Consider the following 17,766-nt stretch of genomic DNA (forward strand, 5'->3'; position numbering starts at 1 on the left):
TTGAGGAGGTTGTGGCAAGACACCTTGCAGTTGTTCAACACTCCAATCAGCTAATTCCTTCACCCGTTGCTTAGCCGCTTGCATAATAGACTGGAACTGTGGGCAATCCTGACACTTGGGAGATTGCCCGACCGCCAAACAATCACACTCAAACACAGGACGTTCATTGAAGCGTCGCTTGCAAGAACAGCAAAGGTAGCGCTGTTTGCCGTTTTCCATACCGCACTTGACAAAATCAGTCGAGTGACAAAAAGGACATTCACGACCGTACACCCTGGGTTGATGCCCATGTTCAACCAGCACTTGCTGAAGAGCCACTTCAGTCCGCAGCTTGATCAGCTCGAAATTACATTTAGTCATGGGATGCTCCTTGCAAAGACCTAAACTTTTAGCTCAATGGATTTAACAAGTCCGTTAGCGACCGTAACGCGCTCGACCAACCGGGGAATCACCGCCATCCGTTCATCAGCACTAAGCAGAGTCCAAATCGCTAAATTATTTCCAGCTTGAAGAATTTCTTGAACCGTCTTACGCTCCAAAGAGCGCTGGGAGAAGGGATTTAGCTCGTCCTGAATTTGTTGGCGGAGATTTTCCTTTATTCGCTCTAAGTCGTCCGAGTGCATCTGTATCTTTTCCAAGTTGGCTAAATCCGCCTCCAGTTGCTTGAGTTTCTCTGTAGGCTTAGGAACTACAAGGGACGTATCATTTGGCTCAACAACAACGACCTGAGACTGCTGCAAAAAGTACTTGCTCAGTTCATCCTCAATTAGGTGTTTACGAGTACCCTTCAAGTTGTTACATCCTTGGCGTGCATGGCGGCAGGCGAAGTAGTGGTAGGTTTGCTGTCCATCCTTGGAGTACCTAGTCTTGGTAATCGCTTTGGCGTGGCATTCAGCACAAAAGACTAAACCCCGGAGATAGGAAAACTCTCGGTAATTATCAAGACTCTCTAAATCATCAGTGAAGAAGCCTCCACCAACATGACGGGCATTGAACTCAAGGATTTGATGAATCTGCGCTGCCTGCTCCGGCGTAAGTAAGCGGTCATTGGGATGGGTATCTTGCACAATCTGCCACTGTTCCGGCGGCAAAGTTTGCCGTCTCCCATCGGGTAACGTCCGTCGCTTCAGGTAAGCCGTATGTCCCTGTAGAACCGGATTCGTTAACCAACGTTTTAGACCATGTGGGTTCCAGTAGAAGATTTTGTCATTACCGTTCCTCTTACTTCGACAGCGCTGGAGACCATACTTATTCGTAAGGCTCCGAACCGCTTTACTAACGCTTTGAGTTTCAAAAAAAATGCGTATACAGTCCTCTCCCAGTTGTGCTGGAGACAGTCCTGGTAACGGTTCCATCTCTAATTGGTAAAAGTCTTGGTAGTTAGCCGGGCGCTCGGATAGGAGACAAAGAAACGGAGTACGATCAAGAGCATAGCGTTCGTTAACCGTAGTGTAAGCAAAAGGGATACAAGAACAAGCGAGCTTCTTGTTGCGTCGGTGCTGAATGCCGTGGTTCACCCGCTCCGAGAGTTGATCCACCTCCATCTCAGCAAAACTCGCCAAGAGATTCAGCATGAGCCGACCCCCAGCATTACCTAAAGTGATATCTTGATCCAACACTCGCAGATTGACCTCGTATTTTTGGAAGACATCCACACACTTACGGATGATTGGGATACGTCTGCCTAAACGGTCGATGCGGGTGATGACAACTTCAGAAACCTCACCCCTTTCAATCATGGCTAACAGTCTCTTTAGCCCAGGGCGATTATCTTTTTTGCCACTTTGAACATCACAAATAACCAAATCAACTCCCGCATTTTCCAAGCGTGCGATTTGCTGTTCAAGGGCATGAGAATTAAGGGCTTGTTCACGAGAAGAAACTCGTACATAACCCAGAACTAGTTTCGGGCTAGTACTTGTGGGCGGCTCTGGTGGCGTTGTAAGTAATTTGTGTAGTGGTGGGCGTTGTTTCATGATTTATTAACCTCAAAAGTTGGGTAGTTGTTGAAAAAAGACCAGCGAGTTTTGTGCATCACCATCAGGTCTTGGTGATGCACAAAATTAGCCTTGGAATTAACCAGGGAAAGAGGTTTCTAGCCGTTCTATCTAGATGGGTAAGTCAGGGCAGATTGTTGATGAGAGCTAAACCATTTTGAGTCGGGTAGTCAGATACCAAAACAAAAAAGTAAGTTGCTTTTGAATTCAGTTAAGTCTTATAAACGAAATCAAACGTTGACGCGCCTGTGGGAGATCTGATAGATTTGATCGGCAGTTTCTGACAAGTCTGTGTGGTTTGATAAGGAATATTGTCTTTCCAGTAAAGAACATCATCAATCGCTTTGATTCTTGCTCTTTGAAATTTCAAATAAATATTCCAAAGTTGACCGAATGGCTTAATTCTTTTCAGGTTTTTTAGTACTAGGAGCGAATAACCTTCCCAACCCGTATCCATCAAAAAATTGATATACTTTTGTTCCTCTTGTTCATCGTCGCTATAGTGATCGGCAAAGAACTTTATCCATCTCCGAAGGCGGTCTTTTTCAGCCCTCTTAGAAAACCAAAGGGGATTTGGGTCGGAAACTACGTTTTGATAAGAGTAGTCAAAGTTCGTTTTGAGGATGTGAATGAAGAGTTGTAGAAAATCCTTAAAGGGATAGTCAATGCCTTTTGGTTTTGCCCAATCTTTAATCTCAGATTCTCCGGCTTTAAGAAGGTAATAAAGGCTTAAGTAAGCCGCTACGTCGATTTGAAGCCTTTTGAATGACCTCTCCGATAAGAGTTGTTGGACAAGATCCTCTAGTTGAGTGTGGTCAGGAAACACTTTCAAGATTTTGTTAGCCAGCAAAATGGATTTGCATTGCCAATAGTGCTGCTCGTTTCGCATCACACCCGCCTGATCATCATTCTGGGGAGAGAAATTGAATAAAGCAACATCTTTAATACGTTGGGCTAGCAAGTAATATTCGCGAGCTTGAGGCGTGTCTTCTAAGTAAGGGAAAACCGTAGGAGTGAGCACTCGTTCAAAACCCAGTGCTTCGTCATGAGCGATCTCTTGCCTGCCCCAGCGCACACATACCTCCATTGTTGCAGGCATGCTTTTTATTAAGAGATAATTCTTCTCGTTAGAGATATAACGAATTCTATCTAGCCTAAAGCAGTCTAGATTAAAAAACTCATTGGGTCTAATAATTCTATTTGGCATAATTTTAATCGCTTGAGGACTAATAACTTCTACCAAATTGAAAGGGCAAGTGGATTTTTTGTCGAAGTTAGTTTCTGTACTTCAGACTAAGGCGCTCTACTCAGCAGCGCTCTCGTGAGCGCAAGCGTATGAATAGGCGCTCTTCAAGTAGGCAAGCTGTGACAGGGGTTGAGAGAGTGAATAGTCTAGCGTGAAGTGGGTGGTAAAGAGCAGCCAGTGGCTTGCACTAACTGCTCAACTCTGGCAGAAGTTGAGAGAAGTACCACCAACTCTCCGAAGCCAACATGGAACTTGACAGACGATGGAGCAATTCCTCAAGCGGCTTATCAGCATCTGGGAAAGGACGACCGCGCAAACACGGCGACAAGTTCAAACTTAATGACCCTTAAACCTAGGGGGAAGCTGACGAAGACATTGAGGTGAATGACTGCAAGTTGGGATGTATCCGCGTCCGCTTGTGAGTGGACATTAGTCTACATCGATTGGCTCCCTATTGGGGGCGAGTGCGTCGATAGTAGGTGCTGCGGCTGATTCCTAGAGACGCGCAGATGTCGGCGATGGAGTCGGTCGAAGTGTCTGCTAGCTTCTGGGCTGTTGCAATCTTCTTCTGGGTGACAGTCTGCTTTCTACCGCCCTTCTTCCCCCTAGCTCTAGCCGCTGCTAATCCAGCCATTGTTCTCTCGCGGATGATGTTGCGCTCAAATTCCGCCAGAGAACAGAAGATGTGAAAGATTAACTTTCCGTTGCTGGTGGTAGTGTCAATGCTCTCGGTCAGACTGGCGAACCCAATCCCTTGAGCGTTAAGGTCTTCCACTACCTCTATTAAATGCTTGAGGGAACGTCCCAAACGGTCGAGTCGCCATACGACCAGTGTGTCACCTGGGCGGAGTTGTTCCAGTGCTTTATCAAGCCCAGGGCGCGATGCGAGAGCTCCACTCACCTTGTCTGTATATGAGTTTGTCCTGTACCTAAAGAATGAAATAACTTGTCAAGGGATGATTAAAAAAATTGGGGGGCACGCGAACAAGATTATTCATATATATTCACTTAACATTTCGACAAAAATATCACAATTTTTAATTTTTCCCGATAGTATCTACTAAGATTTTTTCCGGGCATAGAAGTTATTAAAAAAAATGGAATTTTTTCTAGTTCTCCATATAGCGCAGTGTAGATTTAATCAATTCAAGCTCTTTTGCCAAAAAACTCTACCTTTCCTAAGAGTTAAGCAAACAGTTATTCACTTTTCTAACTGAATTCCTTGCTGTAAGGGATTTGGGCTACAAAAAGTGCAACGAGAAAGTGCGTTAGCTTAAAAAAGCTATTTTAGCCTTATAGAAAAAGCTAACTTCTTAGGATAAAGCTGAATTTAGGATGCCTTTAAAGTTACTTAATTTGGAGATAAATTTTATAAGCTACAAAAGTTTTATGTTTTAGACTTGCGGCAAAGCTGTAGCTATGGCTACACCCTATTTTGGGTATTGGTTCCTGATAGTTATTAAATAAATCAATTAGGGAAAGCCACTTTTGAGTAACAACAGCTTTGCAATGTATCTGTGCTTAATTGCCAAAGGGAAGTAAAGAATGGTTTCTCTAAAACGGCTGCGCCAGCTAGCTTTTGGCATATCTCTCGAAGAAGCAACCTTTGCTCGACGAGGGTTTCGGAGAAATAATGTCGAAGCGCAGCAGCGCCTAGAGCAGATTGGTTACACCTTTTTATATGGCTATCATGCAGCAGCCATCGAAAACGATGAGCCTCAAGCCCTTATCACTGAGCTAAATGCAGTTGCTCCTGAACTACGTGGATTTGCCTTCGAGGGAGCAGCAATGGGTCTTGCCCTGTTGGATTACCTAACACCCTGGAATCGGAATCGGGTGCAGGTTTTCTTGGCAGACGCTGGGGCTGCTCATGCCTACATGGTACATGTGGGTGTGGGTTGGATGCTGGCACGGATGCGTCAGCGCATCGAGCCATCTTTAGCAAAACTGGACTCCTTACTGGGTTGGTTATCAGTTGATGGCTATGGCTTCCACGAGGGGTATTTCCACGCTTCACGCTATGTGGAGCAGCAGGCTATCCCCACAGGAGTTTCTGATTACGCCCGCCGTGTCTTTGACCAAGGGTTGGGGCGCAGTCTGTGGTTTGTCAACGGTGCTGATGTCAATCACATCCCGGTTACGATCGCCGCTTTTTGCCCATCGCGTCAGGCTGACCTTTGGAGTGGCATCGGTCTCGCCTGTGCTTATGCCGGTGGTGTGGAGCGTTCAGACATAGACGCTTTGCGGACAGCCGCTAAGTCTTACTTGCCTCAGCTAGCTCAAGGAGCGGCGTTTGCTGCGAAGGCACGGTCTAGGGCTGGCAACCCAGCTGTTCACACCGAGTTGGCGTGCCAGGTTCTGTGCGGAATGTCGGCTGAAGCAGCCGCTGAGATTACAGACATGGCTCTGAAGGAGCTACCGACTAACGGAGCTTTGCCGACCTACGAACTCTGGCGTCAGCGCATTCAGAATCAATTCTTAGCTGAGGGGGTCAAAGCATGAGTATCTTGGCAGGTTTCATCCAGCAGCATGTCAAGCGGCTGCTAGCGATCGCTGTAATTTTAGGGTTATTCGGGTTTACCCGCCTTCCCGCCTTGTCGGCTACCGAACAAGCTGCGATCGCAGACCGCTTTGACTTCTCAAGCTTGCCGTTGCCTGAGTTAAAGGGACAATCGCCCCGATTTGTGCGAGCGGTTCACCCAAGTCTGGAGCGTCACTCAGCCTGGATTTCCTCCGTCGGTGCCTCCGTAGCGCTGAACGATCTCGACGGAGATGGATTATCCAACGATGTTTGCTATGTAGACACACGAACCGATCGAGTCATTGTAGCGTCGGTGCCGGGAACGACTAACCGTTATCAACCCTTCAAGCTAGAGCCAACTGCTCTCTCCTACAATCCAGCCACAATGGCACCAATGGGTTGCCTGCCTGGAGACTTAAATGAAGATGGGCTGATGGACATCCTTGTCTACTATTGGGGACGCACCCCCATTGCCTTTCTCCATGCTCAGGCAGAAGCAAACACGGTAGAGACAACCAGCCGAGATGTTTCTACTCTCAACAGCAACATTTATGTACAGCGAGAGATAGTACCAAAGCAACAGCGATGGTACACCAATGCCGCTACGTTTGCAGACTTGGATGGTGACGGACACCCTGACTTAATTGTCGGCAACTACTTTCAGGATGATGCTGAAATTCTCAACGTTAATGCCACTGGCGTAGAGTCCATGCAGCATTCGATGACCCGAGCCTACAACGGTGGGCATAATCGGCTGATGCTGTGGGCAGGGGCAACGATAGGGGCAGAACCGACAGTGCGGTTCCAAGAGGCTAAGGGGGTTTTAGACGAGTCTGTTGCTCGCGGTTGGACGCTAGCTGTGGGAACGGCGGATCTTGACGGCGACCTCCTCCCTGAAATCTATTTTGCTAATGATTTTGGACCCGACCGACTACTGCACAATCGCTCAAAACCAGGGGAACTCCAGTTTGCGCTTCTAGAAGGTAAGAAAACACTGACTACCCCCAATTCCAAAGTGCTGGGTCATGATGGATTCAAAGGCATGGGGGTGGACTTCGGGGACGTAAACGAGGATGGATTGCTCGACATTTATGTGAGTAACATTGCTGCTGAATACGCCCTAGAAGAAAGTCACTTTCTCTTTGTCAGCACAGGCGAACTCGATCGCATGAGTAAAGGTGTTGCCCCCTATATCGATCGCAGCGAACCCTTGGGCTTATCCCGAAGTGGATGGGGTTGGGAAACAAAGTTTGGTGATTTTGATAACGACGGAGGTCTTGAGGCGCTACAGGCAACAGGCTTCGCCAAAGGCACTGTCAACCGCTGGCCAGAGTTACACGAACTGGCGATGGGCAATGATGAACTTCTGAAGCTACCAGGTGTCTGGCCGCGTTTCCAACCCGGTGACGACTTGAGCGGCCATCAGCATAACCCGTTTTTTGTGCGTGCCTCTAATGGACGGTATTACGACCTTGCCAAGGAACTGGGGCTTGACAAACCCCAAGTTACTCGTGGGATTGCCACAGCTGACGTAGATGGTGATGGCGATTTAGATTTCGCCGTAGCGAACCAGTGGGAGCCTTCCTATTTGTATCGCAATGAGAGTCCCCAGGCTGGCACCTTTTTAGGACTCCATCTGCTGCTGCCACTTCACTCACAACAGTTGTCAGGAACTAGTTTTCGTCCTGGTCATCCGGGGACTGAGACACTAGGACGACCTGCGATTGGAGCTACGGCAACGGTCTACCTTCCAGATGGGCGACGACTGGTAGCCCAGGTGGATGGCGGCAACGGTCATTCCGGAGCCCGCAGTCCTGACCTCCACTTCGGGCTAGGTCAGCTTGAGCGCGATATTCAGATGCCAGTTGAGCTGCATTGGCGAGATTTGGAAGGTCAGGTGCATCAGGAAACGTTGCAATTAACGCCGGGTTGGCACACGGTGCTGCTTGACACAAACGCTGTTGGCTCCAGCCTAGCAACAGAGCCGAGAACATCTTCAGCAAAAGGACAGGTGTGATTGATGGTCATAGATAGCAACTGGGATAGAACGAACCGCCTTGCAGGGTTGCGACGCTTCGCTGTAGCGATTAGTCTCTTGAACATTTTGGGACACACCATCTTGGGCTTTGAGCAATCCTGGGCGCAGCCTTTAGTTGCTCTGGTTACTGCCTACAGCCTGGAGATACTACTTGAATGGGTTGACGCTTGGGTTAATCAACGTACACCTGGCTTCGTCGGTAGTTTCGGGCAGCTTGTTGACTTCCTGCTATCCGCCCACATTACAGGTTTGGCGATCGCTATGCTGCTTTACGCGAATGATCGTCTGTTACTAATCGCTTTTGCCACTGCCGTCGCCATCGGCTCGAAAGCGATCGTTCGTGCGCCAGTTGGCAATAGCACGCGGCACTTCTTGAACCCTTCTAACTTGGGCATCACGATTACTCTCCTGCTCTTTCCCTGGGTGGGTATTGCTCCCCCTTATCAATTCACTGAAAATCTCAGCGGTATAGGCGATTGGATTCTGCCCGGACTGCTGATCGTTTCTGGAACCTTCTTGAACGCTCGCTTCACCCATCGACTTCCCCTTATAGCCGCTTGGTTAGGCGGATTCGCTGTACAAGCCTTATTAAGAAGCTTAGTGTTTGGGATGCCAATCGTTGCTGGATTCGTGCCAATGACGGGTGTGGCATTTCTCTTGTTCACCTTTTATATGGTGACAGATCCAGGCACAACGCCCAGTAAACCGCTAAACCAAGTGATATTTGGAGCGTCAGTTGCAGCGGTTTATGGGTTACTGATGGTCAGCCACATCGTATTTGGGTTTTTCTTCGCTCTCACACTAGTCTGCACCTTGCGGGGACTGGTTTTTTATGCCCAAGCATTGGCTACCAACATGGCACGCACGAAGGTTCTGGTGCCAGCATCCACAGTAGTCGGGGAAGTGTGAGCGATGATACCTGCGATCGCTATTGTTGGCATGGCTTGCTGCTATCCAGATGCTCGCTCACCCATTGAGCTGTGGGAAAACGCACTCGCCCAGCGTCGGGCGTTCAGGCAACTACCAGCGGAACGCCTCAATTTGGCAGACTATCTATCTGCTGACCGAAGTATTCCTGATTGCACCTACTCTGCTGAAGCAGCACTCATTGAGGGCTACGAGTTCGACCGCGTTAGTTTCCGAGTCGCTGGCAGCACGTTTCGCTCCGCTGACTGGGTTCACTGGCTGGCGTTAGATGTTGCTGCCCAAGCTTTGGCGGATGCGGGATTTTCTGAGGGGGAAAACCTACCCCGTGATGCGACTGGAGTTTTGCTGGGCAACACACTGACTGGAGAATTCTCCAGAGTGAATACGATGCGGCTGCGTTGGCCCTATGTGCGTCGAGTCGTCGAAGCTTCACTGATGCAAGAAGGCTGGTCGCCAGAGCATACTCTTACATTCCTAAAAAATCTAGAAGCACAATACAAAGCCCCCTTCTCTCCAATTGGCGAAGAAACCCTTGCCGGTAACTTGTCCAACACCATTGCCGGACGTATCTGCAATCATTTCAATCTTAAGGGAGGCGGCTATACCCTTGACGGTGCCTGTAGCTCTTCACTTTTAGCTGTTGCCAATGCGGCGAACGCGCTTGTTGCAGGAGATCTTGATGTAGCCTTGGCGGGCGGCGTGGATTTGAGCCTAGACCCATTTGAGCTGGTAGGGTTTGCCAAAGCAGGTGCACTGGCATCTGAAGAGATGCGAGTCTATGACGCTCGTTCGGCTGGCTTCTGGCCAGGTGAGGGCTGTGGATTTGTGGTGTTAATGCGATATGAGGATGCCGTAGCCCAGCAGCACCGCATTTATGCAACCCTTCGCGGTTGGGGCATCTCATCGGATGGCAGTGGTGGGATTACCCGCCCTGAAGTTGAAGGTCAACTCTTAGCGTTGCACCATGCCTATCGTCGGGCTGGTTTCAGTATTGAAACCGTTAGTTACTTTGAAGGACACGGCACTGGCACCAGCGTTGGCGATACCACCGAACTTCAAGCCCTATCTCGCGCTCGTCGGGAAGTAGCATCGGTAGCCCCCCCCGCCGTCATCGGCTCTATCAAAGCGAATATCGGTCATACCAAAGCAGCGGCTGGAGTGGCTGGGCTGATTAAGGCGACGATGGCTCTCTACACTCAAATCTTGCCACCGACGACGGGTTGCGAACAGCCCCACCCAGAATTGACCAGTGAAAAACCTGCCCTGCGAGTGCTGAGCGAAGGTCAGAGTTGGCCAGCTGACTTGCCACTTCGTGCTGGTGCCAGCGCTATGGGATTTGGGGGAATCAACACGCATGTCGTACTGGAAGGGATTGCTGCTGAGCGACGCCAGACCCTCAGTTCCCAAGAGCGTGTTCTGCTGACTTCAGCCCAGGATGCTGAGTTACTTCTGCTCGGTGCCCAGGATAGAGACGAACTGCGGCGGCAGGTGGAACATCTGCTGACGCTAGCTCCCAGATTGTCTAGGGCAGAGGTGATTGACCTGGCTGCCCAGTTGGAAAGAACCCCGAAAAGTTCCGTGCCTGTACGGGCAGCGCTCGTGGCAAGCAGTCCAAGGGAGTTAACAAGCTGCTTGGAACTACTGAGGTCATGGCTTGTAGATGGAGTAACAACTCAGCTAGACAGTCGAAAAGGCGTGTTTCTTGGAGACTGTATACCTGCGCCGCGTATCGGTTTCCTCTTCCCCGGACAAGGTTCACCCGTACATATCAGTGGGGGAGCGTGGTGCCGCCGTTTTGAGTTGGTGCGAGAACTGTATGAGCGAGCAACTTTCCCTACAGTGAGTGACAGCAAAGCAACTGTAGTGGCGCAACCGGCAATCGTCACAGCTTCAATGGCAGCGTTGCGCGTGTTGGATAAGCTCGGCGTTACAGCAAGCCTCGCTGTTGGACACAGCTTAGGTGAACTGAGTGCCCTCCACTGGGCTGGTGTTCTGGATGAGGCGGCATTGCTACGAGTGGCTACTGTTCGGGCAAAGGCAATGACGGAACTGGGGCATCCAACGGGTGCGATGGCTAGTATCCAAGCCCCGGAGCCTGAGGTGGCAGGATTACTCAATGGCGAAGTAGTTGTCATCGCGGGACTGAACTCACCCCATCAGACTGTTATTTCTGGACAAACTGAGGGAGTGGCTGCTGTTGTTGCTAGGGCTGCTGCTCGGGGCTTCAAGACGGTGAACTTACCCGTCTCCCATGCCTTTCACTCCCCGTTAGTCGCCGCCGCCGCACAGCCACTGGCGGAACATCTTGCTGGTGAAGCGTTCCAACCTTTGCAACGTACTGTTATCTCTACTGTCACGGGGTCTCCAATTGCAGATCGTGAAGATCTGCGATCGCTCCTTTGTCGCCAAGTTACTGCTCCAGTCAGGTTTATTGACGCCGTAACGAAGGCAGCGGAAGAAGTCGATCTCTTCCTTGAAGTTGGACCGGGTCGAGTTCTAAGTGGACTGGCTGCTGAATTCGCGAACGTTCCAGTTGTCGCCCTAGATGCCAGCAGTGCTTCCCTAAAAGGATTGCTACAGGCAATTGGAGCAGCGTTTGTACTTGGAGCACCAGTTCATCACAGAGCATTATTTGCTGACCGATTTACACGACCGTTCGATCTGAACTGGCATCCCCGATTCTTTGTGAATCCCTGTGAGTTAGCACCAAAATTCCCAGAGGAGTCCGAGCCAGCAGCGCTAAAGCTTGATATTAAATCGTTGCCCAATCCTGATCGGATGGAAGAAGCGAACTCTAGCGCTTTAAAAAATGGATTGCAACTCAAAAATATTTCCCCTGCGGCTCAATATTCTTTATCAGAGGTTGAAGATTTAGTAGATAATTCCCACCTTGATAAATCACCCTTAGAGCTAGTTCGCCAGTTAGTTGCTCAACGGGCAGAACTTCCTGTTTCTGCTGTCGAAGATCATCATCGTTTGTTGGGCGATCTTCATCTCAATTCAATTACCGTTAGCCAAGTTGTGGTGGAAGCTGCTCGATCGCTCAATTTAGCACCACCTGTTGCTCCGACCGATTACGCCAATGCAACGGTTGCTGAGGCGGCTCAGGCATTAGAGGAACTCTTACGAATTGGTGGTTCGCGGGCAGACAATATTGAAGAGAGACTACCGTTGGGGGTGGATTCATGGGTACGCACGTTTACCGTTGAACTGGTTGAGCGTTCTCTACCTCGTCGTCAGAGTTTTGCTGGTTCGCAAGGGTCTTGGCGAGCGATCGCAACCCCCGATCATCCTTTAGCAGAACTGTTGCAGGAGGCATTCAAGCACTGTGAGGGTCATGGCGTTGTCGTGTGTCTTCCTGCTGAACTTGAGATTGGTACAGCGTCTTTACAGGAGATGCCTCACATTGAGCTGTTATTAGAGGGAGTTCGCGCAGTATTAGCAGAGCGAGAGAATGCTCGGTTTGTGCTGGTGCAACAGGGTGGAGGTGGAGCCGCATTTGCTCGAACCCTTTATCTAGAAGCACCGCAGGTGACGACTTGCGTTGTCAATGTACCAGTGGATCATCCACAAGCTGTGGAATGGATTTTGGCAGAAGCTAGGGCGGCTGTGGGATATTCTGAGGCGCATTATGATGCCTCTGGAAGGCGACGAGAGGCAGCGCTGCGTCTGTTGCCCTTACCAGAAGAACTGATTGAACCTTCACTAAGACCAGATGATGTTTTGTTAGTGACAGGTGGTGGCAAAGGAATTGCTGCCGAATGTGCGCTCTCTTTAGCCCGAGAAACAGGAGTTCGGCTGGCACTATTGGGGCGATCGCACCCTGATACAGATTCTGAACTTTCCACCAACTTGGCGAGAATGGCGGCGGCGGGTGTCCAGGTGCAGTATGTTGCGGCTGATGTTACTGATGCAGATGCAGTTCGGGATGCAGTTCAAAAAGTTGAGGCATCTTTGGGACCGATCGCAGCTATTCTGCATGGTGCTGGGGTGAATGTGCCACAGCTACTAAGTTCTCTTGAGCGAGCGGATTTCTTGAAAACGCTAGCCCCCAAAGTGCAGGGAATTCGTAATGTACTGGCAGCAGTGAATCCAGAGCAATTACGGCTCTTGGTTACCTTTGGTTCGATTATTGCCCGTACTGGTTTACCAGGAGAAGCGGATTATGCGTTGGCAAATGAGTGGTTAGCTCAGCTAATTGAGCATTTTCAGACAGAGCATCCGAACTGTCGGTGTCTGAATGTAGAGTGGTCAATTTGGTCGGGTGTTGGCATGGGCGATCGCCTCGGTCGAGTTGATGTGCTGATGCAGCAGGGCATTACACCAATTACACCTGATATTGGCATCACAATGTTGCAGCGTTTGATTGCACAGCCTTTGCCAATGACTTCTGTAGTTGTAACGGGGCGGTTTGGAGAGGCACCGACGCTCAAGTTGGAACAGCCAGAGCTACCGTTCCTACGATTTCTTGAGCAGCCAAGGGTTTATTACCCCGGTGTGGAACTGGTTGTTGATGTCGAGCTGTCAGTCAACAACGATCCCTATTTAAACGATCATGTATTTCAAGGCGAGCGAGTTTTTCCAGCAGTCCTGGGGCTTGAGGCAATGGCTCAGGTAGCAATGGCGTTGTTAGAAACTACTGAGTTGCCGATTTTTGAAGATGTGCAGTTCAATCGTCCTGTTGTAGTTTCTGAGAGTGCTCCTTTGAAAATTCGTTTGGCAGCACTGGTACGAGGGAAGAACCAGATTGAGGTTGTTCTGAGAAGTGAGCAAACGGCTTTTCAGGTCGATCATTTCCGAGCTATTTGTTGGGTTGGCAAGCAAGTATCAGGGATAGGTGAGCAGTCCAAGCACTTTGCTGATATTAAGGATAATAAACCTCATGTTTCGCTCAATCCTGAACAAGACCTCTATGGTGAAATTCTCTTTCATGGCGGACGTTTTCAACGGCTGCATGGTTACCGGAAACTGAGAGCGACGGAGTGTCTGGCTGAGATTGCACTGGCTACCGAAACTAATTGGTTTAGCCGCTATTTACCAAGAGATCTTGTTCTAGGCGATCCAGCGACTCGCGATGCTGCAATTCATGCGCTCCAAGCCTGTATCCCTCATGCAACCATTTTGCCAATTGGAGTGGATCGGCTGATTTCGAGTGCAGTGCAGTCAGCTAATGTCCACTTCGTATATGCCAAAGAGCGATCGCAAGTAGGTGATACCTTCATCTATGACTTGGAAATGATTGGAGCAGATGGCACTGTGCTGGAGATTTGGGAAGGGTTACGATTGCAGGCTGTTCATCAATCAGCTTCAGAACGGGTATGGCCAGAGCCGCTCTTAGTCCCTTATCTGGAGCGCCGGATTCGAGAGCTAATTCCTACAACGGATTTAACAGTTGTCGTAGATAGGGATGCAAATGTTGAACGTCGAGTAAGGAGCGATCGTGCGATTCAGCAAGCAATTGGTTCAAGTGTACCCATCTGGCGGCGTTCTGATGGGAAACCAGATGTTATATGTAATCGTGTTGTGTCACTAGCACATTCGCGTGATGTCACGCTAGTAGTTACTGGTTCAGCACTATTTAGCTGTGATATTGAGCCAGTAGTAACTCGCTCTATTGATTTGTGGAAGAACCTTCTTAGTTCAACTCGATTCTCACTAGCAGAGTATGTTGCTCAAGAGGGAGAAGATTTCAATGTAGCAGCTACTCGAGTTTGGGCTGTCAACGAATGTTTGAAAAAAATAGGAAGAATGGAGAGTGTTCCATTGGTTCTCTTAAGTTCTGTTGCAGAACGGTGGGTTTTATTTAAATCGGGAGCGCTTATTATTGCAACGTCCATCGTATCAGTACAGGGTTGGACGGAAGATCTAACACTAGCTGTATTAATAAGCAAGGAAAGTAACATCGATGAAAGTCTTGGTTTCTCAGTGAGCATAACTGCTTGAGAAAAGGAGAGGAAAGTGAATAGCAAAAACACTTTACCTAACATGGAACACACTATGTATATTAATGTTTCCCAAAAACTGGTCTACTAAACTCTGACTACATGCGAATAATGGGATACATAATTTACTCAATACACTGAGATTGATGCAAAACCTAGTGGTTACATTCGGCTATGCTAGAAATTTTTTGGGTAATACATCAAATAAATAAAATTACACAAAAATATACAAATAAAATTTTTATTTTTTTAGGTTTACCGATATCCAATAGTAGTTAATTGGCTTAAAATGAAACAAGCTAAAAAGTAATAAGTCCAAGATAATTCCAAAGGTGGAGGATTTCTATGTTTCTGCAATCAAAAAAACAAGAAACTGCTGAGAATATTTTCGCGACAGCTAATGCGGATTTAGATCCTGAACTTGAGTCAATGGATCCATCTGAACGATTGGAATTTTCACGCCCATCCAAAATAGGGATTAATAGATTTGACACGCGAAGCGATGATGAATTGAAGGATGTTGCCTTTCAACACATCCTCTCTATGGAAAGGGAAAGAGCTGTATGGGAGTATGCTGATCGCAATAAAGTTCGTGCTTTACCTTTACTAAAACAAGTAGCAAGGCAAGATTCAGATCCTTCAATTCGATGGAGTACGCTCTGGGCAATTCAGAAGTTTGGAGGTATTCAAAGTAAGGAGGTTATTGGTGAATCATTGAAAGATGAACATCCTGAAGTTAGAGATTGGGCTCATCTTTTACTAAGAGAAATTACCGGAACAGGAGAAGGGGAGCCAGATAGTAGAAAAGCAAAAATTGATGAAAGCAATCCCTTCGATCAAACTTTACCCCTATTGATAGCTGGCTATGCTCGTGTGCTTGTTCCTACTATGGGCTTTGTTCAAGCTACTTTATCACCACAATGGTTCGAGTCAATTATGGGTCGTGTAATGGCATGTACTCGCGAGGAAACCTTTAATACAGATTTGGTTATTGAGAAAAAGATTTCTGGTTATCATCCAGATGGGACAGATCACCTTGAAATTTATAAGTTTTATGGTTTTACCCAGGAAATATCAACAAACGTTTGCGATCACCAGTACCAATGCGAAGCTTGTCACACTTTCTATCCTTCAGGAAAGGTAGAAGATGTATCAGTTCCTCCCCTTAATGATGTTGTCGCAAGGCTTGAACGTAGAGCTCGAACATTAAGAGTAGAATTGAAAGAGTTTCCGGGTAGGAAGATAGTCCAATCTGTTAGAGGACGCTACATGGGTGTAGCGTATGTTGATTTGAACCGAATTTTTGAAAATAAAATGAACATAGGCCCTGGCGAGGTTCAACTTTCAAACTTGTCACATCCTATAGTTGGAACCATGACTAACACCTTACTCTTTGGAACATTCAAGGGTAAGTTATCTGATATTGATGGTGACGGCTATTTAGATGTAAATACTGAGCCTTGCCATGGAACAGTGGATGGAAAGCTCGATTTTGATTTAGATCATTTAGCAGACGGTGATCCTTTTGATCCCTTCTACAGAGGACGTTGCTAAATAGAGGTATAAATTATTGAGGAACAAGAACTTTATATCAATCTTGGGCGTTGCTGAACTTTGGAATGAATTACATTGTAGGCGAGGTTCTCGCAACAGACTTCTATGCCCTGCTTGAAAGAGTATAGAAGTCTGGCTAGGAGTGTACCCCGCTAGAATCATCTCTTCATTCAGCAACGTCTGACAGAGAATGTTGATTAGCTGATTCCATACTTAAGTTTCATGCTTTGACAGAAGAGGTAAAAATCATGTCTCAAGAACAGTGGTCTAATTTGGGGCAACAGTTTAGAAAGTTTTTGTTGGGTTTAGTTTCTGAATCTAATCAAGATGTCAAATTCAGTAATCCATCTGAACCTACACCAGATACAAGTATGCAACGTTCTACGTATTCAGGTCAAACTTCAAATGAAGCACAAAATTCAACCTCTGGTAATTATGGAAGTTATGGAGGCACTAGCTCTCTCGAACCTACTATCTATGCAGAGATAGATGATTTCAATCCAGGAGCAATTCTGAAACCAGGCAACTTACTAGTAACTTTTCAACCAAGAAAGGCTTGCTACCAGATTGATCCTGAATCTGGAGACGTTGAATTTCTTTTTTCTCTTCGGCGGAAACAAGGTTTATTTTTATGGCGTGCAATTGCTGATAGAGAGGGAAACATTTATTGCTCTTATTCAGGTAATATAATTGGTCAAGAACCCTACCAGCGTGCTATATTTGGCACTTCAGGTGGTGTAGTAAGGATAAATTACCGACGGACAGATAGAGTTGTTCCACTAGCAGAAGACTCTGTCAATGTAGCTGTAGGAGATAACGTTGTAGATCCTTTAGGGATGGAGTTTTTAGAAAACAATCGTATTCTTGTTGCTGACTTTAATGGTTTTGGTGGAACTGGCTTTGTTTATATTATTAATCGATTTACTGGTGTACGAGAACGTACTATCAGTAGCAGCTTGTTCATTGATCCCATTAAAGCAGTACTAGATAATGATGGTTTTATTTGGGTTGCTAACGCAGATCAGGCATCTCAAGATGGAGATGTTGTTTGTATTGACCCCAACGGTAAACAAACAATTATAGTCCAAAGGCAAGGAAAGAGCGTTGGTGCCTTGGTTGATATACTTCAATCTCAAAACCCTGATGAACTAATTCTTATCAGAGATAGTCTACCCGCTCTAGAGACTAGCGCCATTTTAATCATGAATAAAAGAAATGGAGAGTTTGACTCAATAATAACAGCATCTCGTGGTTTACCCCGTTTCTATTCGCAAGGGTATGTAGATGGTAATTATCTTTGGGTGGCTGAGTCTTACGAAAATAAAATACTGAGGATTGATCTTACAACGAGAAGCATAACACAAGAAATTGATGCGACAAGAATTCGAGGAGGAATTCGAGGATTTCGTAGTTCATATGACGTTATTGAAAGCATTTCTGTTATTCCTAAAGATGTGAAACAGAAGTAGAAATGAGTTCAGATTGAGGGATTGAGCTTTGTTCCTCGTAGATTTAGCTAGTAAGCTTTACTTTAAGTTAAA

At 47.4% G+C, this 17,766-nt stretch carries 10 protein-coding genes; 6 read left to right on the forward strand and 4 right to left on the reverse strand.

Annotation, left to right across the window (positions count from 1 at the left end; genetic code table 11):
- From AC5JL3_RS18370 to AC5JL3_RS18385, 4 genes are all read right to left on the reverse strand, one after another.
- On the reverse strand, positions 1-360 hold a 360-nt coding region (locus AC5JL3_RS18370; RefSeq protein WP_496075855.1), incomplete at its 3' end, for a transposase.
- Positions 361-380: 20 nt separating this feature from the next.
- On the reverse strand, positions 381-1,976 hold the full coding sequence (xisF, locus tag AC5JL3_RS18375) for a fdxN element excision recombinase XisF (RefSeq protein WP_496075856.1): 1,596 nt from the start codon (positions 1,974-1,976) through the stop codon (positions 381-383).
- Positions 1,977-2,208: 232 nt separating this feature from the next.
- A complete protein-coding gene (locus AC5JL3_RS18380; RefSeq protein ID WP_496075857.1) occupies positions 2,209-3,096 on the reverse strand; it encodes a hypothetical protein in 888 nt (295 codons plus the stop codon).
- Between the two features lie 598 nt (positions 3,097-3,694).
- The gene (locus AC5JL3_RS18385) at positions 3,695-4,186 is read right to left on the reverse strand and encodes a recombinase family protein (protein ID WP_496075883.1); all 492 of its coding nucleotides are present in this window, start codon (positions 4,184-4,186) and stop codon (positions 3,695-3,697) included.
- 602 nt (positions 4,187-4,788) lie between these two features.
- On the opposite strand from AC5JL3_RS18385, the gene AC5JL3_RS18390 reads away from it, so the two are divergent.
- The 6 genes from AC5JL3_RS18390 (at position 4,789) to AC5JL3_RS18415 (ending at position 17,694) form a co-directional block, all read left to right on the forward strand.
- Positions 4,789-5,745 (forward strand): DUF1702 family protein, encoded by a 957-nt coding sequence (locus AC5JL3_RS18390; RefSeq protein WP_496075858.1) that lies wholly within the window; start codon positions 4,789-4,791, stop codon positions 5,743-5,745.
- Entirely contained in the window at positions 5,742-7,781 is a 2,040-nt protein-coding gene (locus tag AC5JL3_RS18395) for a CRTAC1 family protein (RefSeq protein WP_496075859.1), read from the forward strand. The genes AC5JL3_RS18390 and AC5JL3_RS18395 overlap by 4 nt, the downstream gene beginning before the upstream one ends.
- Before the next feature lie 3 nt (positions 7,782-7,784).
- Positions 7,785-8,711, forward strand: coding sequence for a hypothetical protein (locus AC5JL3_RS18400; protein WP_496075860.1), 927 nt, complete (start codon positions 7,785-7,787; stop codon positions 8,709-8,711).
- Positions 8,712-8,714: 3 nt separating this feature from the next.
- Positions 8,715-14,672 (forward strand): type I polyketide synthase, encoded by a 5,958-nt coding sequence (locus AC5JL3_RS18405; protein ID WP_496075861.1) that lies wholly within the window; start codon positions 8,715-8,717, stop codon positions 14,670-14,672.
- A 344-nt stretch (positions 14,673-15,016) separates the two neighbouring features.
- Positions 15,017-16,225 (forward strand): HEAT repeat domain-containing protein, encoded by a 1,209-nt coding sequence (locus AC5JL3_RS18410; protein ID WP_496075862.1) that lies wholly within the window; start codon positions 15,017-15,019, stop codon positions 16,223-16,225.
- Positions 16,226-16,473: 248 nt separating this feature from the next.
- Positions 16,474-17,694, forward strand: a complete 1,221-nt coding sequence (locus AC5JL3_RS18415) for a hypothetical protein (protein ID WP_496075863.1) — start codon at positions 16,474-16,476, stop codon at positions 17,692-17,694.
- Positions 17,695-17,766: the final 72 nt, after the last annotated feature.

It is taken from the genome of Symplocastrum torsivum, from assembly GCF_059505465.1.

What these genes read in the sequence shown, in the direction of transcription:
- AC5JL3_RS18390 (WP_496075858.1), top strand. Translation starts at nt 4,789, where the DNA reads ATGGTTTCTCTAAAACGGCTGCGCCAGCTAGCTTTTGGCATATCTCTC.
- AC5JL3_RS18410 (WP_496075862.1), top strand. Translation starts at nt 15,017, where the DNA reads ATGTTTCTGCAATCAAAAAAACAAGAAACTGCTGAGAATATTTTCGCG.
- xisF (WP_496075856.1), bottom strand. Translation starts at nt 1,976, where the DNA reads ATGAAACAACGCCCACCACTACACAAATTACTTACAACGCCACCAGAG.
- AC5JL3_RS18405 (WP_496075861.1), top strand. Translation starts at nt 8,715, where the DNA reads ATGATACCTGCGATCGCTATTGTTGGCATGGCTTGCTGCTATCCAGAT.
- AC5JL3_RS18380 (WP_496075857.1), bottom strand. Translation starts at nt 3,096, where the DNA reads ATGCCTGCAACAATGGAGGTATGTGTGCGCTGGGGCAGGCAAGAGATC.
- AC5JL3_RS18395 (WP_496075859.1), top strand. Translation starts at nt 5,742, where the DNA reads ATGAGTATCTTGGCAGGTTTCATCCAGCAGCATGTCAAGCGGCTGCTA.
- AC5JL3_RS18400 (WP_496075860.1), top strand. Translation starts at nt 7,785, where the DNA reads ATGGTCATAGATAGCAACTGGGATAGAACGAACCGCCTTGCAGGGTTG.
- AC5JL3_RS18415 (WP_496075863.1), top strand. Translation starts at nt 16,474, where the DNA reads ATGTCTCAAGAACAGTGGTCTAATTTGGGGCAACAGTTTAGAAAGTTT.